Below are 23,866 nucleotides of genomic sequence, written 5' to 3'. Positions count from 1 at the left end.
AACAGTTATAAGTTATAAATTATGAGTTATGAATTTTTCTTAGAGGTTATTATAATACTCCGTATTATTTTCAAAACTTCAATATTCTGTTGGTAAATCGATTCAAATTCTATCGCAGAAATATAATTGGTTTCTTTTAAAAGTTCTAGCCAATAAAGAGATTCATCACATTCTTTCTGGGCTATTGACAACTTATGAATAAAGTCAGGCTTGCTTTGGGCATTTACTGCTTCACGTACGTTTGCTCCAACAGAGGTAACTGAACGTAAAAATTGTTTGCTCATAATATATTCTTTCTTTTCAGCGACCAAGTACTTGTAAAAATTTACACCTCTAATTGCCAACTCAAAACTCTTTGTTTTTACAATACTTTCACTCATAATTCATAACTTAAAATTTATAACTCTAAGTTAAGGATTGGTAGAAGAAACTTGCAACACTTTACCATTGAAATATTTATTACCGTTCAAAGTAAAATCATAAATATAATTGGCCATTTCGCCCGCTGTTATTGGTGCTTGATAGCCTGGGAAAGCTTCAGCCAGCATTTCTGTTTGAACAGAACCCAAAGCTAATACATTGAAAGAAATTCCACGCTCTTTGTATTCTTCTGCCAGCAATTCTGATAATGTAATAACGGCTCCTTTACTGGAACTATACGCTGCTAATCCGGCAAATTTTAAACTTCCCTGAATTCCGCCCATAGAACTTATTGTTACTACGTGACTTCCTTTTTGTAGATAAGGAAGGCAAATTCGAGTCAGATTAGCTACTCCAAAAACATTGACCTTATAAATATTTTCAAAATCTTCCTGAGTAGTTTCTGAAAAGGGTTTCAACAATAAACTTCCAGCGTTATGTATGATTGCATCTATTTGTTTCCAAGACTTGGAAAGAAAATCAGTTACTTTCACTAATTCAGATTCATTGGATAAATCAACAGAAAGACAAGTGATGTTTTGGTTCCCTAATAAAGCTTCTGGAATTTTTCTGGAAATGGCTAATACTTGGTGTCCCGCATTAGCAAATTGCAATGCCAACTCAAATCCTATTCCCCTACTTGTTCCTGTGATGATAATATTTTTCATAGAGCAAAAATAAACAAAAACGGTAAAAAAAAGATGCTTTACGCAAAGGATTGTTACTGCAATAAAAATTAAAGATTCCTATAATTTTACTTATTTTTGACAAAGTAAATTAACACCTGAATTTTCATAAAATGATAGAAAGCATACAATTCGAAATTGCAACAATAACTGATATTGATGGCGTATTGGCACTACAGGAATTGTATCTTGTTGCTAATTTATCCGAAGATGAGAAAGCTTCCGGATTTGTTACCACGCCATTTACAATTGAGCAACTAACCGAAGTCATCACTGAAAACAACTTATTTGTTGCCAAAGACCAAAACAAAATCATTGCATATATTTTTGCTGGAAGCTGGGATTTTTTCAAACAATGGCCCATTTTTAATTACATGAGTTCGTTGTTTCCAAAACTTACCTTTTTAGATTTTGACATCACCACTACCAATAGTTTTCAATACGGCCCCATTTGCATTCACAAGGAATATAGAGGAAAAGGATTGATAACCCCACTTTTTGAGTTCATGAGAAAACACGTTGTCAAAAAATACCCATTGGCTTTGACATTTATCAACAAAATTAATATTCCGTCAATGAAAGCGCATACCGAAAAACTAAAATGGACTATTATTGGAGATTTTCAATTCAACAATAATGAATACTTCATTTTGGCGTATGATATGAAAAAGGCAGTTTCTTCAACTATTTGAGCATTATGATTTCTTGTGTCGGGGAGTTTGCCATTTGCGTTACAGCAGGTAATAATTCCTGAATAAATGAAGTCATGTGCGGAATATCCATAGCACTGAAATCATCAGAAACATGATGGTAAAATTCAAAATTCTCGAAATCAAACGTACTCACAGATTGGCAAGGCACTTTGAAAAGATCATAAAAAGAGTAGTTATCTGATCTGTAAAATAATTTATATTCGGCTTCTTTTGGAAGAAAACCAATTGTGTTTTTTCCAGTATATCCATTGATTTTACCCGCCATGTTCGACTTATCAAAACCAGTAATATAAGCTAGATAATCTCTTTTCATTGGCACACCAATCATTTCAATATTGAATTGAGCATACAATTTAAAATCTTGTGCTTTCAATTTTTTAGCTAAATGTTTAGAACCTAACAAGCCTTTTTCTTCTCCTGCAAAAAACACAAAAAGAATACTGCGTTTATTATTTTTGATAGTACTGAAATACTTTGCCATCTCAGCAACTGCAGTTGTTCCTGAAGCATCATCATTTGCACCGTTATTTATAAAATCGCCATTTACCCCATTTTTATCCAAACCAATATGATCGTAATGTGCGCTTAAAATTATAAATTCATTCTTTAGAACCGGATCATTTCCTTCTACAACACCCACAACATTAAAGGCCGCCTCCTTAAAAGTTGATAACGTATCACGATACGATTTAAAATAAGGCTTTACATTGTTATCCTTGAAAAACTGTTCTAAATAATCCGCAGCTTTTACCATTCCCGCTTTTCCGGTTTCTCTGCCTTCTAATTCATCCGAAGCTAAATATTTCAATGTTTTAGCGACATCATTTTCTTTTACTCTGTAAGCAATTGACAGCGGTTCACTTGTTGCGGCCTCAGTTACAACCGATGAAATTGGTTTGCAGCACAAGAAAAGAAATGGAAGTAACAGAAAAACTTTTTTCATAATTAAAGTGGATTTTTAGTTAGTAAAGATGATATGATTTAGCATTAACCTTTTTTGCTCAGACTCTTTCTCGATAATATTTTTTGTACACTTTAACTATTTGAAAAAAAGCTAAAACCACAAAAAATGATGGAATTACAATTGGAATTATATATTTAGAAAAGCTTGCTGTGTTTTGAGCTAAAATATTCAATATCAGAACCAAACTCAACATTCCCGCGAATGTACCTATTAAAGTCCCTGCAATATAATACAGTTTGAGTTTATTTACAATCGAAATATAATTCCCATTGATCAGATACAGATTCCAACCGGTCCAAAATGGTACCTGCAGAAAATTAATAGCACTCAAAAAAACACCTATCAAAAATGGAGAATACATTGCATATTTTTCTAAAACACCTTGCTGTTCCATCGTTTGATTCGCACTGGCATAAAAAGAATAGGCTATAATCAACAGGAAGAAAACGGCAAAAAAATCAATAAACTTCATTAATTTTTTATTGTTCACCAATTGCTTTGTAAAAATTAAAGTAAAATAAATCACAAACATTTCCACGAAAATTACTCCCAATAAAAAGAACACCAAGCTGTTCATTCCTAACCTTGAATAAATTTCAAAACCTATAACATTCAAATATCCTAATGGTATGGAACCAATAAAGCTCACTAAAAAACCAACAAAAATGTTTTTTAATAATTTCATGATATTAGAAATTTACAATTTTATTGCTTTGTTGCAAGTGCATCCTGTATTCCTTCATACCATGTTTATGCAGTAAATATGGAGCCCCATTTTTATGGTTTGCGACACTTATTTCATACATATACGTAATGTGTCGTGCAAGTTCTTTCCATGCAAAAAACAAAGAGTGCTTTGGATCATAAATGTGGGTGGGTTCACTTGCAGCTCCATTCAGTTCCACGACTGAAAAATTCAATCCTTGTTCTAATTCTTCAATTGTAGTATACATTACATCCAATCTACCAAAGTAGAAACCTGGAATTTGCAGACACATTTCGTTAATGGTTTGTGCCAATTTTGGTGTTATCCAATGACTTCCATCAATGAATTTCGCGCCTCGTGCATGATTCCCATAAGGCACCAAATTCAATTTGTCTCCTTTTGGAAGAATATCGAGTAGTTTTTTACCGTATTCCTGTTTCAAAACCTTTAATTGCAATTCGTATCGCGGATTCTCTTTGATTAATTCTTCTACATTGGAGAACCCGTTTCCGGTGACAATCAGAAATTCTTTGGAAACTATCCCTGTTATTCTGCCGGTTTTTTGATGAGGATAACGCACATAAAAAATCCCAACTTCGTTTTCGTAATGAATTAAATCTTGCACTACATAATCAAAATTTGCTTTTTCAGCATATTCTTTTAAATCTTTAACCGTATTAATTTTTTTGACACCAGATCCACGTAGACCAATATCCGGTTTTGCAATTAAAGGATATTTTATTTTCACTGCTTCAATCACATTTAAAACATCTTCAAGAGCAGTTCCTTCTTTTATTAATTCCGTTTTTGGATAATACTGTTGTGGAATCAAATTGTAGATTTCTTTTTTGGACTCCATCATAAAACCGCCATTTTTAATGGTAGGATTTGAAGCACTAAAGAAAAAAATCGATTTTGTCTTAATGGAATAGTAGGACCATAAAAAATAAATAGGAATATAAACAATCTGGAAAGGCCAGTATTCCCAATGCGTAATTTTATGAAGAAATAGTTTCACAGTATTTTTTTTAAACGGTGATAAATGAGGTCGAAAAATCCTGTTGCGGAATTAAATCGTAATGTAATATTGCTACTATATTTTTTTCAATAACCGCTTGTGTGATACTCAACGTTTTCATCTCGTCATTTCTATTGATGACCAAACCATTTTCTTCATTTTCTTCTTCGGTGTAGCGATGAAAATCGTGCATTTTTGATTCGGAAATTTCGGGATTTGTATCCATAAAAGTATGAAACCAGTCGGCACGTTTTTCACGAATCGATGAGGAATACAAAGTCGATGAAGACCAAATATGATTTTGATGAATATTCAAAGGAGTTGTTCGCTTTTCTCTTCCGTTCCAACGAAATTGAAAAAGAGCGTTGTTTTGGAATAAAACTAACGTAAAAGGTTCTATGTTGTTCAAATCAATTTCGTTCCAGAAATCCTTTGGCGATAAGCTGCTGATCATGTCTAAAACAATTAAACCACGGCTTTTTCGATATGGAAGTTCCACTTCATGTTTTTCATCGGCACCATTTAAAAGCACCAAAATTACTCCATCAGCATTAGCTACAAACCAAGTCCCTCCTGCTTTTGGATCCTTTGGAAAAATAAGATTTTTTCCGTTTACGGTGTAATTCCGTGGTGGTATTGCACTCGGTCTTGCTGTTTTTTCATCCCGATTCGATGTAATGATAATTTTATCATTTGTTGTTACAAAACTTACTGTGCACATCGATTTCTATATTCTATGGTAGATCGGGCAACACCAAAATTAGGATTTATTGTGACTGTTTCACATTGTAAAATAGCCACTTTAATTAGCGCCTGATGATGAATGCAATGTTCTAAATTATACAATAATTCTCTAAAATAGTTACTTTCAATTCGGATCTCTTCACCATCAATGATTTGTAACAACTCGATCTTCTTATTTTTTTTTTATGTAGATTTTGTTGAATCAATAATATATTTTCAATGGCAAAAGCAGTGTCTGTTTGAATACGAGTGTTTCGTTCTCTTTTATCATAATTCACAACACCTGAATCATATTGATTCTCCAAGCATTGAAACATCTCAATAATATGTCTGGTATGCTCGCCAATAGTAGCATTACTTAACTCTAAACAAGAATTTGAATATTCTTTTTGAGACAATTGATTCAGTAAATCAATTAATTCATTTAAACTATTATTAATGGAAGGTATAAGCATATTAAAGTTTTAATTCAACAGATTCATTAGTTTAGTTCTATCTTTAAAGACCAAAATAAGACAACAAAGAAAGGTAATTAGTGCCAAAATAAAAAGTGCGCCACCATCATTTTGCTGCAATACCAAGTATGAATATGTGAGCAAAAATCGCACCAACCAAAATGTCACTGAATAGATTAGTAACAAATAAAAAAGTTTTTGGAATAAAACCTAAGATTACTGCAGTTTCAGATTTCTTTTGATAACGACATTTCAATAAGAATATAAAAAAACAAAACCCTTTCTAACCGAAATTAGAAAGGGCTCAAACAACTATTTTTAGTTTATTTACTAAACCAATCCTCTAGAAATTACAATTCGTTGTATTTCAGAAGTACCTTCATAAATTTGAGTGATTTTAGAGTCGCGCATCATACGCTCCACATGATATTCCGCTACATAACCGTTTCCACCATGAATTTGCACTGCTTCATTAGCCACTTCTAAAGCAATTTCAGAAGCGTATAATTTTGCCATTGCTCCAGAATGCGCAATATCTTTACCTTCATCTTTTTCGCAAGCTGCTTTCATCACCAATAATTTTGCTGCAGTTACTTTCACATACATATCAGCCAGTTTGAATGCGATGGCTTGATGATTGAAAATTTCTTTTCCAAATGCTTTTCTCTCATGCGAATATTTCAAAGCAATTTCATAAGCACCAGTTGCTATTCCTAGCGCTTGTGATGCAATACCTATTCTTCCGCCGTTTAAAACATTCATTGCAAAAGCAAATCCAAATCCATCTTCGCCAATTCTATTTTCTTTAGGAACTTTTACATCGGTGAACATCAAGGAGTGCGTATCGCTTCCACGAATTCCCATTTTTCTTTCTTTTGGTCCAATATCAAATCCTGCCCAATCTTTCTCAACAATAAAAGCATTAATTCCTTTATGTCCTTTTTCAATATCAGTTTGAGCAATAACTAAATAAGTGGATGCAGTTGATCCGTTTGTAATCCAGTTTTTTGTACCGTTTAATAAATAATGGTCGCCTTTATCTATTGCTGTTGTTTTTTGCGAAGTAGCGTCACTTCCTGCTTCAGGCTCTGACAAACAAAAAGCACCAATCACTTCCCCTTTTGCAAGCGGAACTAAATATTTCATTTTTTGCTCTTCATTGCAATATTTCTCAAGACCAGCACAAACTAAAGAGTTGTTCACGGACATGATCACAGCCGCCGAAGCATCAACTTTAGCAATTTCTGTCATTGCCAAAACATAAGAGATGCTGTCCAAACCAGACCCACCATATTTAGGATCTACCATCATTCCCATAAAACCTAAATCGGCCATCATTTTCACCTGCTCAGTCGGGAATTTTGAATGTTCATCACGTTCAATAACACCCGGTAATAATTCTGCTATTGCAAAATCTTTAGCAGCTTGCTGAATCATCAAATGCTCTTCAGTTAGATTAAAATCCATATTTTTATTGTAAATTAAATGTTCTTAAATTTGTCCTCAAAAGTAATTATTAAATATCAGATTTCAAACGATTTCGTAAATTTAGCCTATGTTTAAAGAAAAAATGTAAAGTTGAATAAAAACACAACGAAAACATTCCCTTCGGAACACACTTATTATCTTAATTATTTATTGTAGTATGTAAATACAAAATCTTTCTGCAGTTTATTAAGGTCTTGAACATAATAGGTACACAACTAGTTTATACTACAGTTTGCATTTTTTTTCAGAAAAGATGACCGTCAGTTTCAAGATAACGATACTAAACAAAATAACTTATTTCTGTATTCTGTTCTACCTTTAATGCGCAAGGTGAAATTAACATGTTAAACAATATCAAAAGCATAAGAGAACTACTCCTACAAATTAATTTTACTCATAACTCTTTTATAATCAAAGCAATATTGTAATAAAAACAAAAACAGAATCAGACAATCTCTACTTAAATAAGTATTTTTTGACTTCTAAAAAAATAAATGATAGTTTTGCTGAAATATATATCAGTTATACTATGAAAAATCTATTATTACTTTTCTTGTTTGTACTATCTGTGCAGGTAAGTCACGTATCCGCACAAAAACAAATTGAAGTTGAGGGAGTTGTTTTGCCTAGAACTATTGAGTTCAAACAAAGACAGTTGATGCTAAACGGCGTTGGTATAAGATCTAAAATGTGGGTTGACGTATATGTTCAAGCGCTATACTTATCTGAACTTTCACAAGATGCAGAAAGAATTATTGAAAGTACTTCAGAGATGGCAATAAGATTACAAATTACATCTTCAATGGTTACTTCAGAAAAACTGTCAAAATCCCTTAACAAGGGTTTGATAAAATCAATTGGTGATGGTAACCTTGCAAACTTCAAATCTCAAATAGCAATGCTTGAATCACTTCTCAATAAGGAAAAAACGGTTAAGGACGATGCTTTTAACCTCATATATAATTCTGCAGATGAATCCCTTTGGGTGTTTAAAAACGACCGATATGAAGGAAAAATTCCTGGATTTGAATTCAAAAAATTATTTTTCGGGATTTGGCTTTCTAACAAACCAGTTGACGAAAAACTTAAAAATGACTTATTGGGTAAATCTTGATAGCTTTTTTTTGACTAAAACGCATCTGATAAATAATACCTAAAAAAATCAAATTCACATTATTCTATTTTTTATATTTGCCAAAATTAAACATATCGCAACAAATGAAAGATTTATTAAAGAAATTCGAAAATAAAGAACCTGAGATAGTTTTCCATTGGAAAGATGCTGAAACAGAAGCCGAAGGATGGACAGTCATCAATTCGTTACGTGGTGGTGCTGCCGGTGGTGGAACTCGTATGAGAAAAGGGTTGGATATGAATGAAGTTTTGTCTTTGGCAAAAACTATGGAAGTGAAATTTTCGGTTTCTGGACCTGCTATTGGCGGCGCTAAATCTGGAATTAATTTTGATCCAAATGATCCAAGAAAAAAAGGCGTTTTACAGCGTTGGTATAAAGCAGTTTCTCCATTATTGAAAAGTTACTACGGAACTGGCGGTGATTTGAATGTTGATGAAATTCACGAAGTGATTCCAATGACAGAGGAATGTGGTGTTTGGCATCCGCAAGAAGGAGTTTTTAACGGTCACTTCAAACCTACCGAAGCAGACAAGATCAACAGAATTGGACAACTTCGTCAAGGAGTGGTAAAAGTGATTGAAAATCCTAAATTCTCACCGGATGTCTCCAAAAAATATACAATTGCTGATATGATTACCGGTTACGGAGTTGCCGAAGCCGTTCGTAATTATTACACGATTTATGGTGGAGACGTAAAAGGAAAGAAAGCAATCGTACAAGGTTTTGGAAATGTAGGTTCTGCCGCAGCATTTTACTTAGCTGAAATGGGCGCTAAAGTTATTGGTATTATCGACAGAGACGGCGGATTAATCAATGAAGAAGGATTCTCTTTTGAAGAAATAAGAGCTTTATTTCTTGCCAAAGACGGAAACAAACTGGTTGCCGAAAACATGATTTCTTTTGAAGAAATCAATCAAAAAATATGGACCATCGGTGCTGAAATATTTACTCCCTGTGCTGCTTCACGATTGGTAACTCAATCTCAAATTGACAGTTTAATCACCAATGGTCTTGAAGTAATTTCATGCGGTGCGAATGTTCCTTTTGCTGACAAGGAAATCTTTTTTGGTCCAATTATGGAAGATGTAGACCACAAAGTAAGTTTGATTCCTGACTTTATTTCTAATTGTGGTATGGCAAGAGTTTTTGCTTACTTCATGGAAAAGAAAGTACAAATGACGGATGAAGCTATTTTCCATGACACATCAGAAATCATCAAAAAAGCTATTGAAAAAGCACATGCTTTAAATCCAAGTAAAACAAATATAAGTGCCACTGCTTTTGAAATTGCACTGAAGCAATTAACTTAAGATTCACTTGTTTGTAAAAAACAATTTTATTTTACAATTTTAATTCTAAAAGTCAGTTTGATGCATGATGTTCCTAACAAATGCATTAAACTGACTTTTTAAATGGTTTAAAAGTAACACCCTAAACAAAACCTTCCCATTCATATTTTAAACTAACAGAATAGCAATTTTTATAATATATTAGCGTTTTTATACCAAATAAAATTTTTATGAGTCTATTGTTACAAGCGGATAGCTTATCCGTCGCACAAGAAAGTGTAGTCGATGCAGTTCCTGTTGAAAAAACTTTATCAATTATTGAACTATTAACTAGCGGAGGATTAGCAGGTCAAATAATAATGATTTCATTATTTCTGATGTTTTTTATCGCTTTATATCTCTATTTCGAACGTTTAATGGCCATCAACGCAGCTTCAAAAGTTGACACGAACTTCATGGGGCAAATTAAAGATAACATCAAGAACGGCCGAATTGATAACGCAAAAATTATTTGTGCACACTATAAATCTCCAGTTGCACGACTAATCGAGAAAGGTATTTCACGAATAGGAAAACCACTTGATGACATTAATACTGCTATTGAAAATGCAGGAAAACTTGAAATTTACAAACTCGAAAAAAATGTAAGCATGCTTGCTACTATTTCGGGAGCAGGACCTATGACAGGTTTTCTTGGAACGGTCGTAGGAATGATTCAAGCGTTCCACAAAATGGCTAGTTCTGGCGGGCAAATTGAAGTAGGCGCACTTTCTGAAGGAATTTATACCGCTATGACAACAACCGTTGTTGGCTTGGTTGTTGGTATTATTGCATACGTGGGTTACAACCACCTGGTAGTAAAAACAGACAAGATAGTTCATCAAATGGAAGCCAATGCAGTTGACTTCTTAGACTTATTAAACGACCCAGCATAATCATGAATTTAAGAGGAAGAAATAAAGTTAGCGCAGAATTCAATATGTCATCCATGACGGATATTGTTTTTCTATTACTGATATTTTTTATGCTGACATCTACAATGGTGACAACCAATGCTCTGAATTTAGTTTTACCAAAAGCAAAAGGAAAAACAGACAGTAACAAAAATATTTCAGTAAGTATTAATAAGAAATTAGAATTTTTTATTGACAAGGAACACGTTTTAGAAACTGAATTAGAATCTAAATTACTATCTCTATTTACTGCTGACAAAGAAAAAGCTATTATTTTAAGAGCTGAAGAAGGAGTGCCAATTGAAAAAGCAGTGAATGTTTTAGACATTGCAAACCGAAACCAAATCAAGGTAGTCTTAGCAGTTAGACCCAAATAATTTTAGTCCGTATAAAGATTTATTCTAAATGAAATATATAGAAACAGCAGAAGAAAAAAAATCATTTGCAATCACATCAATTATTTTTGTGGTTCTATTTATTTTGTTCTTCTATTTAGGATTAACATCTTTAGACCCACCTCCCGAAAATGGTGTTACCATCAACTTTGGAACTACCGAATTTGGATCAGGAAACATACAACCTACCGAAGCCATAGAATCAGCTCCTAAAGCGACCGCAGAAGAAGAAACAGCTTCAAGCAACGACGATGTGTTATCACAAAATATTGAAGAGGCTGTGGTTATCAAAGAAACCAAAAAAATTCAATCTACAAAGGAAACCGCCAAAGAAATTGTCAAACCAAAGCCTAAAGAGAATCCAAAACCGTCACAAAGTACATCAGATGCTTTATCAAGTATTTTAAACGGTCCTAAATCGGAGGGAAAAGCTCAGGAGAGGCCAAGGAAATGACAATACAACAGGAGATAAAGGAAGCCCAAACGGCAATCCTTACGCAAACACGTACTACGGTTCAGGAAGTGGAAGTGGCAACGGAAGCGGCTGGGGTTTAAATGGCAGAAGCATCAGCTCAAGAGGAAAAGAAGTGCAAAAATGCAACGAATTTGGCACTGTAGTGGTTCAAATTACAGTAAATAGAAATGGAAACGTAATTGCCGCCAAATATACTAAAGGTACAACAAATACCAATCCTTGTTTAGTAGAACCAGCATTAGCAACAGCCCGCAAATACAAATGGCAAGCAGACCCAAAAGCACCCGAAACGCAAGTTGGTTTCATAACCGTTAATTTTAAAATAAGCGAATAATCCGCACGATAAACAATAAAAACTCAAGTACCTTTGAGTTTTTATTATTTATAGACCTCATGAATTATCAGGAAACCATAAATTGGATGTTTAATCAACTCCCGATGTACCAACTTCAGGGTGCCTCGGCGTACAAGAAAGATTTAACCAATACGCATTTACTTATATCTCATCTTGATAATCCACAAGAAAAAATAAAGTGCATTCATGTTGCGGGAACCAACGGAAAAGGATCTACTTCGCACATGTTGGCATCAATTCTTCAAGAAGCGGGTTACAAAGTTGGATTGTACACTTCTCCTCATTTAAAGGATTTCCGGGAACGTATAAAAATTGATGGAAAGGATATATCTGAAGAATTTGTTACTGATTTTATCAATAAACACAAAAGTTTTTTTGAGTCCAATGACATGAGTTTTTTCGAAATGACCGTAGGTTTAGCCTTTGATTATTTTGCCAAAGAAAAAGTAGATATTGCCGTTATTGAAGTGGGAATGGGAGGAAGATTGGACGCCACCAATATCATCACTCCATTAGTTTCGGTGATTACCAATATAGGATGGGATCATACACAATTTTTAGGCAACACAGTTGAAGCTATCGCTTCAGAGAAAGCAGGAATTATAAAGCCAAATATTCCCGTAATTATTGGCGAATACACTCCTGAAACAAAACCTGTTTTTTTGATTAAAGCCAAAGAATGCAATTCGGAAATCTATTTTGCTGCTGATTTGATTTCAGAAACCTATTCTTCTGACTTAATTGGTGATTATCAAATTCATAATAAAAAAACTGTTTTACAAACTGTCAAAGTTTTAAACAAACAGAACGAATTTATAATCACTACTGAGAATATAAAATCCGGCTTATTGAATGTAGTAAAAAATACCTTACTTCAAGGAAGATGGCAGCAATTAAGAGAATTTCCAAAAGTTATTTGCGACACGGCCCATAACAAAAACGGACTGGAAATTGTTTTGAATCAAATCCAAAAAGAAGATTTTGATACTTTACACATCGTTTTGGGAGTGGTAAATGATAAAGATTTAGATGAAATTTTACCTTTATTTCCTAAAAAAGCCATCTATTATTTCTGTAAACCAAATATTCCTCGCGGACTCGATGTTCTAATTTTAAAACAAAAAGCATTAACTTTCGAACTAAAAGGACAAGTATACGATTCTGTTTCAGAAGCTTATCAAAAAGCACTGAAAAATGCAGGCACCACTGACTTCATATTCATTGGCGGAAGTACATTTGTGGTCGCAGAAATTTTATAATTTTTTTATTTTTTTACTTGCAAATACCAATTCTAGTCGTATATTTGCACACGCAATAACGGAAACGAAAGTAACCAAATTGTTTAGGGCGATTAGCTCAGCTGGTTCAGAGCACCTCGTTTACACCGAGGGGGTCGGGGGTTCGAACCCCTCATCGCCCACAAAAAACTCCATTAGAAATAATGGGGTTTTTTCATGTCTAATTGACCCGTCTTTAAATATAATTAAGTTCAAAATTTGAAGCTGTACAAAAAGGATTAAATAACTTGAACTAAAAAACAAGACACAAAAAACTCCTTAATTCCTTAACGAGTTTTCTATGTTTATTGTTCAGATTACCATCCCTGAGTCAATCCATTCTTAACGACTTCCTCATATTTTTCTTTATCAAAACTATACAAATTTGGAGCTTTATGCGCGACATTACTTTTCTTCTCATCCAACTTTGTTAAAATCCCGATTGCCGTTATTTTACGTAAAAAATTTCTACGGTCAAGTTTCCTGCCTAGAATGGTTTCATATAATTTTTGTAATTCCGGAATAGTAAATTTTTCGGGAAGCAAATTATAGCCTACCGGCATTAAATTCAACTCCTTCCGAAGGGTTTCTAGTGCTTTGTCTAGAATTTCCTCATGATCTAAAACTAATTCTGGCACCGCATTGTGATCAATCCACTCTACAATTTCATTTTTGCCGTCAGGTTGCGGAACCGTTTGTAAAAAATCCACTAAAGCATAATAACCAACTGTTACAAAACGGCTTGCAAACCATTTCCCCTCGTCTAAAGGTATTTCGTAAAAATTCAGAACACCATTGCTCACTTCAACATCGCATCTATTTGCTGCTCCAAAAGTAGCAAACTGCCTCAGAAAAATTCCTTTTAATCCTGTTCTACCATGCAAAACCGTGACAGCTGCCTGATCAATACCCTCGTTTACCGGCACAAAACCGCCTGGCAAAGCCCATTTATCGCTGTATCTTGTTTTTATCAACAAAACTTTAAGCTGATTATCATGAAACCCGAAAATCACACAATCTATTGACAAACCCGGTTGATAATCTTCCTTGTTATCTAAAATGGTTTTTAACATGTGATTTATTCTACTTATTAATTTATATACTTTTTGAAAGGCGCAATTTAATTCATTTTTTATAAGAAAATAAGAGAACCCCTCATTTTGAAAACGAGCCAATCTTTACTTCTGGTTAAAATCAAAAAATAATGTGACAAAGAAACAAATCCATTTGACATGAAAACAGATTTGTACAAAAAAACACTTAAAAAAAACCGTAAACAAAAAAAATTTGTGAAATTTTAAATCGAATGCATTGCCAATCATAAATTTATGTACATTGCGTCAAAATAACACATATTATTATTTGTTAAAATAGTCACCAAAAAACAACCACAAATAACCATGAAAAAATTAATTTTAATACTTATCGGACTTATATTTACGTCCCAATCGAATGCGCAAGAAGTAGATTATCGTGCAAAAGCAAAAAAATTAGTTTCACAAATGACATTAGAAGAAAAAGCTTCTTTGTGTTCCGGTGAAACAGCTTGGTCTACAAAAGCCATAACCAGACTTGGTATTCCTTCAATTTTTATGACTGACGGACCGCATGGTTTGCGTAAAGCTGAAGGTTTCGACTTTACGAATAGCGTTCCTTCCACTTGTTTTCCAACAGCATCTGCACTTGCTTCGTCTTGGAATCCAGCATTGGCACAAAAAATGGGTGAAGCCTTAGGAATTGAAGCTCAAGCTAACGATGTTCAAATACTATTAGGACCTGGAGTAAATATGAAGCGTTCGCCTCTTGGCGGGAGAAACTTCGAATATTTTTCTGAAGATCCAGTTTTAGCTGGAAAAATGGCTATTGGTTACATCAATGGAGTTCAAAGTCAAGGAATAGGAACTTCCATGAAACACTTTGCAGCAAATAGTCAAGAAGCAGAACGAATGTCTAACAGTTCTAATGTTGACGAACGTACCCTGAACGAAATCTATTTCCCTGCCTTTGAAATCGCCGTAAAAGAAGCACAACCTTGGACAGTTATGTGTTCGTATAATAAACTTAACGGAACATATGCTTCTGAAAATTCTTATTTATTAAATCAAATGCTAAAAGAAAAATGGGGTTTACAAGGCTTTGTGGTTTCTGATTGGGGTGCAGTAAATGAAAGAGCGATAGGTGTTGGTGCCGGATTGCATTTAGAAATGCCCGCCAGCAATGGTATCAATGATAAAAAAATTATTGAAGCAGTAAAAAAAGGAACTTTGGTGGAAGCCAGATTAGATGAAATTGTAACAGATTTACTGGCCATTACCTTAAAAGCAAAAGACAATCACAAAAAAGGAATTGTTGTCGACAAAGTAAAACACAACGAATTAGCCAGACAAGTAAGTAGCGAATGTATTGTTTTATTAAAAAACGACAATGCGATATTACCGTTGCAATCAGTTTTAAAAAAGATAGCTATTATTGGTGATTTTGCAAAAAATCCACGTTATCAAGGAGCAGGAAGTTCACAAGTGAGACCTACCCAAATTCTAAATGCCCTTGATGAATTACAAAAAATGGCAAAAGGAACTCAATTTTCATTTTCAACTGGGTACAATACTGCAGGTGAAACGGATGATGCTAAAATTGCAGAAGCAGTTCAAAATGCAAAAAATTCAGAATTAGTTATTGTTTTCGCAGGTTTACCAGACAGTTATGAGTCTGAAGGTTTTGACAGAAACAATATGGATCTACCTGCCGGTCACAACAAATTGATTTCAGAAGTAGCAAAAGTGAACAAAAACATTGTGGTGGTATTGATGAATGGCGCTGCTGTTTCTATGCCATGGAAAAATGATGTTGCTGCAATCGTTGAAGCGTATCTTGGTGGTCAAGCCGGTGGTGGTGCAATTGCTGACGTGCTGACTGGAAAAGTAAATCCTTCAGGAAAATTATCTGAAACTTTTCCTGTTCGCTTGGAAGACACTCCGACTGCACTGGATTTCCCTTCCAGAGATGGAAATGCAAATTATGGTGAAGGCGTTTTTATAGGCTACCGTTATTATGACAAAAAGAAAATCGAACCTAACTTTCCTTTTGGTTACGGCTTGAGTTATACCTCTTTTTCGTATTCTGATATTAAAGCCAGTACTACATCCGCTAAAGATTCCGATGCAATCAACATATCTATAAAAGTAAAAAATACTGGCAAAATTGCAGGTAAAGAAGTAGTTCAATTGTATGTTCATGAACAAGAAAGCGAGGTCGCAAGACCTGAAAATGAACTGAAACATTTTGAAAAAGTAGCATTACAAGCCGGTGAAGAAAAAACAGTTGGTTTTCAAATGACTTCTCGTGACTTTGCTTATTTTAATTCAAAATCTCATGATTGGGCAATAAAATCTGGAAAATTTGACATCCTTATTGGAAGTTCCTCTCGTGATTTGCCTTTAAAACAAACCATAGCTATTGAATCGACAAAAGCTGCAAAAATAGTGCTGACACGTGAATCATTATTTAAGGAATTCAAAAATTCTCCAAACAGTCAGGCGATATACGAACAACTAGTTCAAAGTTTTACTGGTGCCAATAAAAAACCAGAAACAGAAGATGAGAAAAAAGCAGCTTCATTTTTAGAAGCAATGTTAGCCGATATGCCAATAAATAAATTCCTTTTATTATCTGGAGGGAAATTTACAGAAGAAAATCTGGATGGTATATTGAAAGCCGTAAACCAGAATTAAAGATTGTTATTAATTGTTGTTGGAAAAAGTATTGAAAAAGAATGTAATTGAAACATTTGTGAGCGTCTTCAGCTAATTCCCTCAATCCAATTTATTCTCCAAATAAACAGCATAACTTGTAGTTTATTAGAAACTAAATATTGAGTCAAAACTTTTTTATTTAAAAAAAACGCAGTCAAAAGTATACTTTAGCTACTGTCGATTGCGTTTTTTTAATGCTTACTAATCTTTGGTGCCAAACCACAAAAAAAGAAATTGATTATAAAGATCTTTGAGTTCGATCTATTTACTGGATTTTTTAAATTCTAAAAAGTTCAAATTAAAATTCCCTTTTTCAAAACGGACTTTGACTTTATTTGTTCCTTGTTTTAAAATCACATTTTTTAAAATCACCATTTTCCATTTATCATATCCTCCCGAAGATGGAATTGTTATGGTTTCAGAAATTATTCCATATTCATCTTCTAAATACAGTTTTCCGCCAGCAACACTACTCGCAAAACGAACAGCAATATCAAAACTAGTTTTGGTTTTTACCTCAACCGTATATTGCAGCCATTCACCATCTTCAATAAAGCCAACATGAAATCCGTTTGTCATTGTATCACTGCAAGACTCAATATCAACACCATCATTTCTCATCATTCCGCCTTTGTTCCATTTGGTAAACTTTGTCCCGTCAAAATTCGCGATATCTTTATCCAAATAAGCGTATCCGCTTTGTCCCAAATCATATTCGGTTGCGAATACTCTCCCGGGCAAAGCATGATTTTTAAATTTCTTGGTTTCCGTAGTTTGGATTTGTCTGAACATCGCATCAATCACATCATATCTGATGGTCAGATTTTCAATTTTGAAGTTTTCGGCAATTTGCATCAATGCTTTTTTTCCAAAATTAACCGAAGGTTTAGCTCCTTTGTTATTCCAATATTGCAACAATTGCTCGTATTCCGCAGTTTTTGTAACCGAAGTAACTGCCGCTAAATTCTCAATTTTTTTCATTGGCCAAAAAGCCCAACCAATGTTATTCGACTCCATCAAAGAAATAGCTTCCTTAAACCAAACATTAGAATTTTCTCCACTTTCTCCCAACCAAATTGGCACATTGTATTGCGTTCTGTAATCCAACATTTTTTGTATCGAACCGATATCGTTTTGATTCCAATATTTATGAAAACTCAACGCGATATTTTCATCCCAAAGCGGAAACATTCCGTTGTAATTATTCCCCCAACAGTTCCCTTCAATGAAAATTAAATGATTTTTATCTATGGCTCGAATGGCATTTGTGACTCTAACTTGCAAAGCTCGTAAAGGCGCATTGGAGGTTTCATCACAACCATTTTGGTTCGTTCCCGTAAAATTCCAATTGGGTTCATTGATGATATCATAACCTCCTATCCAAGGATTGTCCTTGTAACGTTCTGCTAATTTTTCCCAAAGAGCGACCATTTTATCTTGGTTGGCGGTACTTTCCCAAAGTGATGGTTTTGCAGGATTATAATCCGAGATATTGGCATCTTTTCCTTGTCCACCCGGTGCTGCATGCAAATCCAAAATCAAATATATTTTATTCGCAGCACACCATTTCAATAACTCATCGGTCATTTTGAAACCTTCCTCTAGCCACGTATTCTCACCAGAAACCGCTTCTTGTTCAAGAGGCAATGTGTATAAATTGTAATGCATTGGCAAACGAACAGAGTTGAAACCCCAAGCCGCTAATGAATCAATATCTCTCTTTGTTATTCCATTTGCTTTATAGGCATCATAAAATTCTTCGGTGTTTTTGGCACCAATTAAATTGGTTATTTTTTGCTTAATCTCATGTTGCGGACCTGCAAACGAACCGGTTTGAAGCATATATCCTTCTTGAACCATCCATCCACCCAATCCCAAACCGCGCAATACAATGTTTTTTCCATTTCCATCGACAATTTCTTGTCCATTTCTATGCAAAAAACCCTGTCCAAACGAGGCAATTGAAAAAGAAATAAAGGCTATTAAAACTATTTTTTTCATACAATTGGTTTTAAAATAAAACAGTTTTAAAATTAATACACTAATGTTTGAATCCCGTGAGGCGGAATTACGACAACCGTTTTATCTGTAGCAATTATTAAATTATACGTCACACTTTTGTCACTTTGATTCATCACTACCGTAACCATTTTCCCGTCTTTATTAAGGAATGATGTACTTATCAAACTGCTTCGGCTTACCGCTGTACTAACTCTTTTAGCATCTGGTCGAATGAATTTTGAGAAATGTCCAATATAATAATACGACGGCGTATAAATTAATTCTCCCGAATTAGTATCTGCATGAATGGGTGCAAAACAAAAATTCCCTACGTGATTCGGCCCGCCGTTTTGGTCCAAAAGAATGTTCCAATCTGTCCAACCCACAGTTCCATTATTAAAATCATTAATCATAGAAGTTCCATAGCGTTCTCCGTTTGCCCAGAATTGGTATTTTTTAGCATCGAATTTTTCGACACAACCTTCTGTAAACAATAAATTTTTAGACGGATAGGCTTCGTGTACTTTTCGAACATTATCAAACATTGGTGCTCCTCCTGCCCAAGTTTCGTACCAATGAAATCCCATTCCCCAAGCATATTTTGAAGCTTTCGGATCTGAGAAAATAACATTCGCTCTTTGGTTCATCAAATCACGATTGTGATCCCAAACTACAATTTTTTTGTCTCCTAAACCTTCTTTTTTCATTGTTGGGCCAAGGAAATTCTTCAAAAAATCTCTTTCGGCTTCCGCAGAATATACACAGGATTCCCAAGTTTGCGTTGCCATAGGTTCGTTTTGAACGGTTAATCCCCAAATTGGCATTCCCTCCTTCTCATACGCTTTGATAAATTTAGTGTAATAATTTGCCCAAGACTGGTAATATTCCGGAAGTAAAGTTCCTCCTTTTAGCATGCTACCGTTGCTTTTCATAAAAGCGGGAGGACTCCATGGCGAAACATAAAGCAATAATTTTCCACCTGCTGTTTTTATGGCCTCTTTAAGCATTGGAATGCGATATTGTCTGTCATGCTCAATGTTGAATGTATTTAAATCCTTATCTCCGTCTTTGATATACGTGTAACTCCCACTCGAAAAATCAGAACTGTGAATGGTGGTTCTCAATAAAGAATAGCCAATTCCTTTCTCTTTATCATAGTAGGCGTTTAAAAGTTCTTGCTGTTTCTCTTTGCTCAATTTTGCAAAAACCTCAGCACTCGCATCCGTGATTGCTCCGCCAATTCCCATAAAATTTTGGAATGTTTTAGTTGGTTCCACAAAAACAGAAATCTCTGTTTCCAAAGGTTGTTTTGAACTACTAAAACTTAATTTATCAGTTTGAGTCAATCGCAACTTCGTGTTTTCTGCTGTTGTGTAAACGGTAATCGTTTTATCTTTAGTAGAAAAAGAGCGTTGTTTCGTTTTATTTTTTTGCTGTGAAAAAGCCAAAAAAGTCACTGCCAGTAATGCAATTGTTGTTATTCTTTTCATGATGTAAGTATTATTATACTATTTTATATTACCAAATGTATGTTCCTACTGAACCTGCTTCCAGTGAAGTTGTTATCCATTTTCCATTCTGTTTAATATTAAAAATTTCGGAAGTATTCCCATCATTTTCAACAATTAAAACTTTTTTCCCGCCAGGTGTTTTAAAAGCCACAGAATTCAAATTACCGCTAATAGTACTTGAAATTCTCACCGAACCTGCAGGAACAAATTTAGAGGCGTGGGCAATGATATAATACCCTACATTTCTGGTAAAACTATCACTGCTGTTAATAGTCAATGCGCCTTTGCAAGTGGTACAACCGCCGGGAGTATTTGGTCCAAAAGAAGCGTTATTTGCTAGGTTCCATTCCAATGCTGTTTTGCTCCAATTTCGCATCGAACCGATGATTACATTTTTGACATGCCATTTTAAATCGCCATCAAAACTGCCCGTAGACGAGGTGTATTGCTCTGTAAAATAGATATTTTTATTTGGGAAGGCATTATGAACTGTAGACAACGCGCTGATATCACCTTCATACAAATGAAAAGCAGAACCGTCAACGTAAGGATTTGCTTCTGGATCATTTAGTACTTCAATAGGATATTCGGGTTTGTTGCAATTATGGTCGTATGCCACGATTTTGGTCGACAAATTTGCCGCTTTAAAAGCTGGACCTAAATGATTTTTTATAAACTCAGCCTGTTGCAATGCGAGCATCAACATACTTGGATTATTACCCGGATGAAGCGGTTCGTTTTGAGGCGTAACAGCATCAATGGTTATTCCTTCAGCTTTCATTGTTTGGATGTATTTCACAAAATATTTTGCGTAAACAGCATAATATTCCGGTTTCAAGCTTCCGCCAATAAAACTAGAATTATCTTTCATCCAAACCGGTGGGGACCATGGCGTTGCCATAATTTTAATATTTGGATTGATTGCCACAATTTCTTTTAGCATTGGAATCAAATCCGCTTTATCTGGTGCCAAACTGAAATTGTCCAGATTTACATCTATTTGTCCGCTTGGTAAATCGTCATATGTAAAAGGCGCAGCATTCAAATCTGATGCACCAATACTGATTCTTAAATAACTTATGGCAATAGAATTAGCATCAGAACCAAACAATTCTTTTAATAATTCTTGTCGCTTTTGCGAATTTAACTGATTGATAACCTGAGCGCTTCCTCCCGTTAAAGTATATCCGAAACCATCGATTGTTTGAAACGTTTTTGCATCATCAACCTCAATATTTGCGTAGTTATTTACCGTGGTTCCAAACGCTAAAACTGAAATTTGCTTTTGAAGCATCACACTTTGATTGCCTTTGGTCAACCAAAAATCCACTTCATTTGTAACTGCTGCTGGCGGATTGGGAGTTGGCGCTGGAGCCGGATCCACTGTATCTCCAGACGGAGAACATTTTGACATAAGCAACGTAAGGGTTAGTACAACTAAAAACTTCATAGTATTTTTTATAGTGTTCATAATTTATTTCAAGTTTATTTCAATATAAACCGGTAAATGATCTGATGGGTATTTCAAGTCTTTTGAATCGCTCAAAACGGCATATTTTTTAACTTTAAAAACACTATTTTTAGAAATAAAAATATAGTCAATCAATTTAGTTACGGGTTCGTTGTGTTTAAAATTGTTAAATGTTCCTGAAGGCCAAAAGGCTTTTCTATCGAAACTTCTCTGGTGTCATCCATTGCTTTTTTAAGCAGTAGTATTCTGTCTTCTTGAGGTTCTGAGTTTAAATCTCCCATCAGAATTACAGGATAATTTTTAGTGTTCACTTCCTTTATTTTCGAAAGAATTAATTCAATTCCTTTGGTTCTGGCTTGTTCACCAATGTGGTCCAAATGGGTATTAAAAAGCCAAAAGAGTTTTTTTGTTTTCAAATCCTTGAACAGTGCGTACGTACAAACTCTATTGTAGGCAGCGTCCCAACCTTTTGAAATTGTATTTGGCGTTGCAGAAAGCCAGAATGTATTGCTTTCTTTGACCGTAAATTTTTCTTTTTTATAAAAAATATTAGACGATTCTCCTTGTCCAATTCCGTCTCTTCCAACACCTACATTATTGTATTCTAAAAGTGCTTTTGAAATATCAATAACCTGATTGGGTTTTGCTTCTTGGACTCCAAAAATATCAGGATTGTAAAATTGAATTTGAGAAATGAAATAATCTTTCCTCAAAGGCCAAGCATTAGTTCCATCACTATCAACATCTAAGCGAATATTATAGGTTATCACTTTCAATGTTTGAGCATTGGAAAAAACTCCCATTAGCAGAAAAACTACTGAAACAATTATTTTTTTTACCTGATTCATAATGCTATTTTAAATTAATATTCTCCATCTGAGCTTCTATCCAACTTACAAACAGAAGCTCTCAATGAAGACCTAACTAAACAAAAACCATATTATTTAGAAACCCTAATATAATCTACCTCAAAAGTGGAAGACGTAAAATTAGGATCTATTGCTCCACCAAAATTTCCTCCCATTGCATTGTTTATGATCAAGAAAAAATTCTGATTAAAAGGAAGACTAGCCAAATTTATAAAGGTATAAAATAACTGACTGTCAACATAAAACTTAATGGATGTTGCTGACCAATCTATCGAATAAACATGAAACTCAGCTGAAGCATTAGGAACCATAACCGTACTTGTATCAGGCGTGTTTCCTGAACGTCCCGGAGAATGCAAGGAACCATGAACCCTGTTTTGGCTGTTGCCAACATGTTCCATAATATCTACTTCTCCACATGCAGGCCATCCAGCTGTACTTATGTTACTTCCTAACATCCATAAAGCAGACCAAGTTCCGGCACCCAAAGCCAGTTTTGCTCTAATTTCCACTCTTCCGTATTTAAACGAAAATTTATCTTTTGAAAGAATTCGAGCCGAAGTATAATTGCTTCCACTGAAACTTTCTTTTAGCGTTTTAATTTTTAATAAACCATCTTGAACAATTACGTTTTCCGGCCTGTTTGTGTAATATTGGGATTCGTTATTTCCCCAGCCACCTGCGCCTAAATCATAACCCCATTTTGAACTATCGGGAGCACCATTTATATTAAACTCATCTGACCAAACTAAAGCAGAACCTACGAAAACCGTTACTGAAATAGTGGAAGAAACAAATTGTCCTGAATTATATGCTGACACATATATAACATAGGTATTTGTACCCGCTGTCGTATAAGTGTAAGTAAAACTTCCATTTGTTAACTCTTTAGTTTCTCCATTACCAAGTGAAATTTTATAGGAAGTGGCATTAGTCGCACTGAGGTGAAAATTCACTGTTCCGCTTCCATAGCCGTTTGGATTTTGTGTTGTTACTCCAACTACTGTCGCTACAACCGAAAGATTTGAAGGTGCAGTTAGTGTTCCATCTTCACTATTATTGCTACCACTGCATGAAAACAACATGAAAAAATTAGCCAAAGCCAATAAAAACATATAATTCTTATTTTTCGAAAATTGAAGCACCCGATTATTCCTCATCTTTTAAAAGCTATTTATATTTAATGCTT

Annotated in this window: 23 protein-coding genes and 1 tRNA gene; 10 read left to right on the top strand and 14 right to left on the bottom strand. The window is 34.5% G+C overall.

What is annotated here, in order from left to right:
- Positions 1 to 26: 26 nt before the first annotated feature.
- Together AC0J6S_RS07225 and AC0J6S_RS07220 are read right to left on the bottom strand one after the other, a co-directional pair.
- Positions 27 to 380, bottom strand: a complete 354-nt coding sequence (locus AC0J6S_RS07225; RefSeq protein WP_474956094.1) for a four helix bundle protein — start codon at positions 378 to 380, stop codon at positions 27 to 29.
- A gap of 30 nt (positions 381 to 410) precedes the next feature.
- Complete coding sequence (locus AC0J6S_RS07220; protein ID WP_474956093.1) at positions 411 to 1,088, bottom strand: SDR family NAD(P)-dependent oxidoreductase; 678 nt, start codon at positions 1,086 to 1,088, stop codon at positions 411 to 413.
- A 131-nt stretch (positions 1,089 to 1,219) separates the two neighbouring features.
- On the opposite strand from AC0J6S_RS07220, the gene AC0J6S_RS07215 reads away from it, so the two are divergent.
- Positions 1,220 to 1,798 (top strand): N-acetyltransferase family protein, encoded by a 579-nt coding sequence (locus AC0J6S_RS07215; RefSeq protein ID WP_474956092.1) that lies wholly within the window; start codon positions 1,220 to 1,222, stop codon positions 1,796 to 1,798.
- Here the strand turns inward: AC0J6S_RS07215 and AC0J6S_RS07210 are convergent.
- The 6 genes from AC0J6S_RS07210 to AC0J6S_RS07185 form a co-directional block, all read right to left on the bottom strand.
- The gene (locus tag AC0J6S_RS07210; RefSeq protein WP_474956091.1) at positions 1,791 to 2,762 is read right to left on the bottom strand and encodes a M28 family peptidase; all 972 of its coding nucleotides are present in this window, start codon (positions 2,760 to 2,762) and stop codon (positions 1,791 to 1,793) included. The two genes, AC0J6S_RS07215 and AC0J6S_RS07210, sit on opposite strands and share 8 nt — an antisense overlap.
- Before the next feature lie 58 nt (positions 2,763 to 2,820).
- The gene (locus tag AC0J6S_RS07205) at positions 2,821 to 3,468 is read right to left on the bottom strand and encodes a hypothetical protein (RefSeq protein WP_474956090.1); all 648 of its coding nucleotides are present in this window, start codon (positions 3,466 to 3,468) and stop codon (positions 2,821 to 2,823) included.
- A gap of 4 nt (positions 3,469 to 3,472) precedes the next feature.
- Entirely contained in the window at positions 3,473 to 4,507 is a 1,035-nt protein-coding gene (locus AC0J6S_RS07200; protein WP_474956089.1) for a D-alanine--D-alanine ligase, read from the bottom strand.
- 10 nt (positions 4,508 to 4,517) lie between these two features.
- On the bottom strand, positions 4,518 to 5,228 hold the full coding sequence (locus tag AC0J6S_RS07195; protein WP_474956088.1) for an NRDE family protein: 711 nt from the start codon (positions 5,226 to 5,228) through the stop codon (positions 4,518 to 4,520).
- Between the two features lie 112 nt (positions 5,229 to 5,340).
- Entirely contained in the window at positions 5,341 to 5,706 is a 366-nt protein-coding gene (locus AC0J6S_RS07190; RefSeq protein ID WP_474956087.1) for a hypothetical protein, read from the bottom strand.
- Positions 5,707 to 6,036: 330 nt separating this feature from the next.
- Positions 6,037 to 7,173, bottom strand: a complete 1,137-nt coding sequence (locus AC0J6S_RS07185) for an acyl-CoA dehydrogenase family protein (RefSeq protein WP_474956086.1) — start codon at positions 7,171 to 7,173, stop codon at positions 6,037 to 6,039.
- Positions 7,174 to 7,669: 496 nt separating this feature from the next.
- Between AC0J6S_RS07185 and AC0J6S_RS07180 the strand changes: the two genes are divergently transcribed.
- The 8 genes from AC0J6S_RS07180 to AC0J6S_RS07145 all read left to right on the top strand — a co-directional run bounded on the left by AC0J6S_RS07180 (position 7,670) and on the right by AC0J6S_RS07145 (position 13,216).
- Positions 7,670 to 8,308 carry a chalcone isomerase family protein gene (locus AC0J6S_RS07180; RefSeq protein ID WP_474956085.1) on the top strand — a complete coding sequence of 213 codons (639 nt, stop codon included), beginning with the start codon at positions 7,670 to 7,672 and terminating at the stop codon, positions 8,306 to 8,308.
- A gap of 104 nt (positions 8,309 to 8,412) precedes the next feature.
- On the top strand, positions 8,413 to 9,639 hold the full coding sequence (locus AC0J6S_RS07175) for a Glu/Leu/Phe/Val dehydrogenase dimerization domain-containing protein (protein WP_474956084.1): 1,227 nt from the start codon (positions 8,413 to 8,415) through the stop codon (positions 9,637 to 9,639).
- A 209-nt stretch (positions 9,640 to 9,848) separates the two neighbouring features.
- Positions 9,849 to 10,553, top strand: coding sequence for a MotA/TolQ/ExbB proton channel family protein (locus AC0J6S_RS07170; protein ID WP_474956083.1), 705 nt, complete (start codon positions 9,849 to 9,851; stop codon positions 10,551 to 10,553).
- Positions 10,554 to 10,555: 2 nt separating this feature from the next.
- Positions 10,556 to 10,948 carry an ExbD/TolR family protein gene (locus tag AC0J6S_RS07165; protein WP_474956082.1) on the top strand — a complete coding sequence of 131 codons (393 nt, stop codon included), beginning with the start codon at positions 10,556 to 10,558 and terminating at the stop codon, positions 10,946 to 10,948.
- Between the two features lie 28 nt (positions 10,949 to 10,976).
- The gene (locus tag AC0J6S_RS07160) at positions 10,977 to 11,420 is read left to right on the top strand and encodes a hypothetical protein (protein ID WP_474956081.1); all 444 of its coding nucleotides are present in this window, start codon (positions 10,977 to 10,979) and stop codon (positions 11,418 to 11,420) included.
- A 133-nt stretch (positions 11,421 to 11,553) separates the two neighbouring features.
- Entirely contained in the window at positions 11,554 to 11,775 is a 222-nt protein-coding gene (locus tag AC0J6S_RS07155; protein WP_474956080.1) for an energy transducer TonB family protein, read from the top strand.
- Between the two features lie 59 nt (positions 11,776 to 11,834).
- Complete coding sequence (locus tag AC0J6S_RS07150; protein ID WP_474956079.1) at positions 11,835 to 13,055, top strand: bifunctional folylpolyglutamate synthase/dihydrofolate synthase; 1,221 nt, start codon at positions 11,835 to 11,837, stop codon at positions 13,053 to 13,055.
- Between the two features lie 86 nt (positions 13,056 to 13,141).
- Positions 13,142 to 13,216 (top strand) — tRNA-Val (locus tag AC0J6S_RS07145).
- Positions 13,217 to 13,390: 174 nt separating this feature from the next.
- Here AC0J6S_RS07145 and AC0J6S_RS07140 read toward each other — a convergent pair.
- Complete coding sequence (locus AC0J6S_RS07140; protein ID WP_474956078.1) at positions 13,391 to 14,146, bottom strand: NUDIX hydrolase; 756 nt, start codon at positions 14,144 to 14,146, stop codon at positions 13,391 to 13,393.
- Positions 14,147 to 14,473: 327 nt separating this feature from the next.
- Between AC0J6S_RS07140 and AC0J6S_RS07135 the strand changes: the two genes are divergently transcribed.
- The gene (locus AC0J6S_RS07135) at positions 14,474 to 16,804 is read left to right on the top strand and encodes a glycoside hydrolase family 3 C-terminal domain-containing protein (RefSeq protein ID WP_474956077.1); all 2,331 of its coding nucleotides are present in this window, start codon (positions 14,474 to 14,476) and stop codon (positions 16,802 to 16,804) included.
- Positions 16,805 to 17,086: 282 nt separating this feature from the next.
- Here the strand turns inward: AC0J6S_RS07135 and AC0J6S_RS07130 are convergent, their stop codons facing one another.
- The 5 genes from AC0J6S_RS07130 to AC0J6S_RS07110 form a co-directional block, all read right to left on the bottom strand.
- Positions 17,087 to 18,826: a cellulase family glycosylhydrolase gene (locus AC0J6S_RS07130; RefSeq protein ID WP_474956076.1), complete on the bottom strand. Its 1,740-nt coding sequence runs from the start codon at positions 18,824 to 18,826 to the stop codon at positions 17,087 to 17,089.
- A 32-nt stretch (positions 18,827 to 18,858) separates the two neighbouring features.
- Positions 18,859 to 20,316: a glycoside hydrolase family 30 protein gene (locus AC0J6S_RS07125; protein WP_474956075.1), complete on the bottom strand. Its 1,458-nt coding sequence runs from the start codon at positions 20,314 to 20,316 to the stop codon at positions 18,859 to 18,861.
- 28 nt (positions 20,317 to 20,344) lie between these two features.
- Positions 20,345 to 21,808, bottom strand: a complete 1,464-nt coding sequence (locus AC0J6S_RS07120; protein WP_474956074.1) for a glycoside hydrolase family 30 protein — start codon at positions 21,806 to 21,808, stop codon at positions 20,345 to 20,347.
- Positions 21,809 to 21,948: 140 nt separating this feature from the next.
- Entirely contained in the window at positions 21,949 to 22,656 is a 708-nt protein-coding gene (locus tag AC0J6S_RS07115; protein WP_474956073.1) for an endonuclease/exonuclease/phosphatase family protein, read from the bottom strand.
- Between the two features lie 92 nt (positions 22,657 to 22,748).
- A complete protein-coding gene (locus AC0J6S_RS07110; RefSeq protein WP_474956072.1) occupies positions 22,749 to 23,837 on the bottom strand; it encodes a family 16 glycosylhydrolase in 1,089 nt (362 codons plus the stop codon).
- Positions 23,838 to 23,866 lie beyond the last annotated feature (29 nt).

It is taken from the genome of Flavobacterium sp. TS_SC_5, assembly GCF_056156265.1.
This window is presented reverse-complemented; position numbering and strand designations above follow the sequence as displayed.

Coding starts and splice junctions, on each gene's coding strand:
- AC0J6S_RS07225 (WP_474956094.1), bottom strand. CDS start 380: ATGAGTGAAAGTATTGTAAAAACAAAGAGTTTTGAGTTGGCAATTAGA.
- AC0J6S_RS07220 (WP_474956093.1), bottom strand. CDS start 1,088: ATGAAAAATATTATCATCACAGGAACAAGTAGGGGAATAGGATTTGAG.
- AC0J6S_RS07215 (WP_474956092.1), top strand. CDS start 1,220: ATGATAGAAAGCATACAATTCGAAATTGCAACAATAACTGATATTGAT.
- AC0J6S_RS07210 (WP_474956091.1), bottom strand. CDS start 2,762: ATGAAAAAAGTTTTTCTGTTACTTCCATTTCTTTTCTTGTGCTGCAAA.
- AC0J6S_RS07205 (WP_474956090.1), bottom strand. CDS start 3,468: ATGAAATTATTAAAAAACATTTTTGTTGGTTTTTTAGTGAGCTTTATT.
- AC0J6S_RS07195 (WP_474956088.1), bottom strand. CDS start 5,228: ATGTGCACAGTAAGTTTTGTAACAACAAATGATAAAATTATCATTACA.
- AC0J6S_RS07190 (WP_474956087.1), bottom strand. CDS start 5,706: ATGCTTATACCTTCCATTAATAATAGTTTAAATGAATTAATTGATTTA.
- AC0J6S_RS07185 (WP_474956086.1), bottom strand. CDS start 7,173: ATGGATTTTAATCTAACTGAAGAGCATTTGATGATTCAGCAAGCTGCT.
- AC0J6S_RS07175 (WP_474956084.1), top strand. CDS start 8,413: ATGAAAGATTTATTAAAGAAATTCGAAAATAAAGAACCTGAGATAGTT.
- AC0J6S_RS07170 (WP_474956083.1), top strand. CDS start 9,849: ATGAGTCTATTGTTACAAGCGGATAGCTTATCCGTCGCACAAGAAAGT.
- AC0J6S_RS07165 (WP_474956082.1), top strand. CDS start 10,556: ATGAATTTAAGAGGAAGAAATAAAGTTAGCGCAGAATTCAATATGTCA.
- AC0J6S_RS07160 (WP_474956081.1), top strand. CDS start 10,977: ATGAAATATATAGAAACAGCAGAAGAAAAAAAATCATTTGCAATCACA.
- AC0J6S_RS07150 (WP_474956079.1), top strand. CDS start 11,835: ATGAATTATCAGGAAACCATAAATTGGATGTTTAATCAACTCCCGATG.
- AC0J6S_RS07140 (WP_474956078.1), bottom strand. CDS start 14,146: ATGTTAAAAACCATTTTAGATAACAAGGAAGATTATCAACCGGGTTTG.
- AC0J6S_RS07135 (WP_474956077.1), top strand. CDS start 14,474: ATGAAAAAATTAATTTTAATACTTATCGGACTTATATTTACGTCCCAA.
- AC0J6S_RS07130 (WP_474956076.1), bottom strand. CDS start 18,826: ATGAAAAAAATAGTTTTAATAGCCTTTATTTCTTTTTCAATTGCCTCG.
- AC0J6S_RS07125 (WP_474956075.1), bottom strand. CDS start 20,316: ATGAAAAGAATAACAACAATTGCATTACTGGCAGTGACTTTTTTGGCT.
- AC0J6S_RS07120 (WP_474956074.1), bottom strand. CDS start 21,808: ATGAACACTATAAAAAATACTATGAAGTTTTTAGTTGTACTAACCCTT.
- AC0J6S_RS07115 (WP_474956073.1), bottom strand. CDS start 22,656: ATGAATCAGGTAAAAAAAATAATTGTTTCAGTAGTTTTTCTGCTAATG.
- AC0J6S_RS07110 (WP_474956072.1), bottom strand. CDS start 23,837: ATGAGGAATAATCGGGTGCTTCAATTTTCGAAAAATAAGAATTATATG.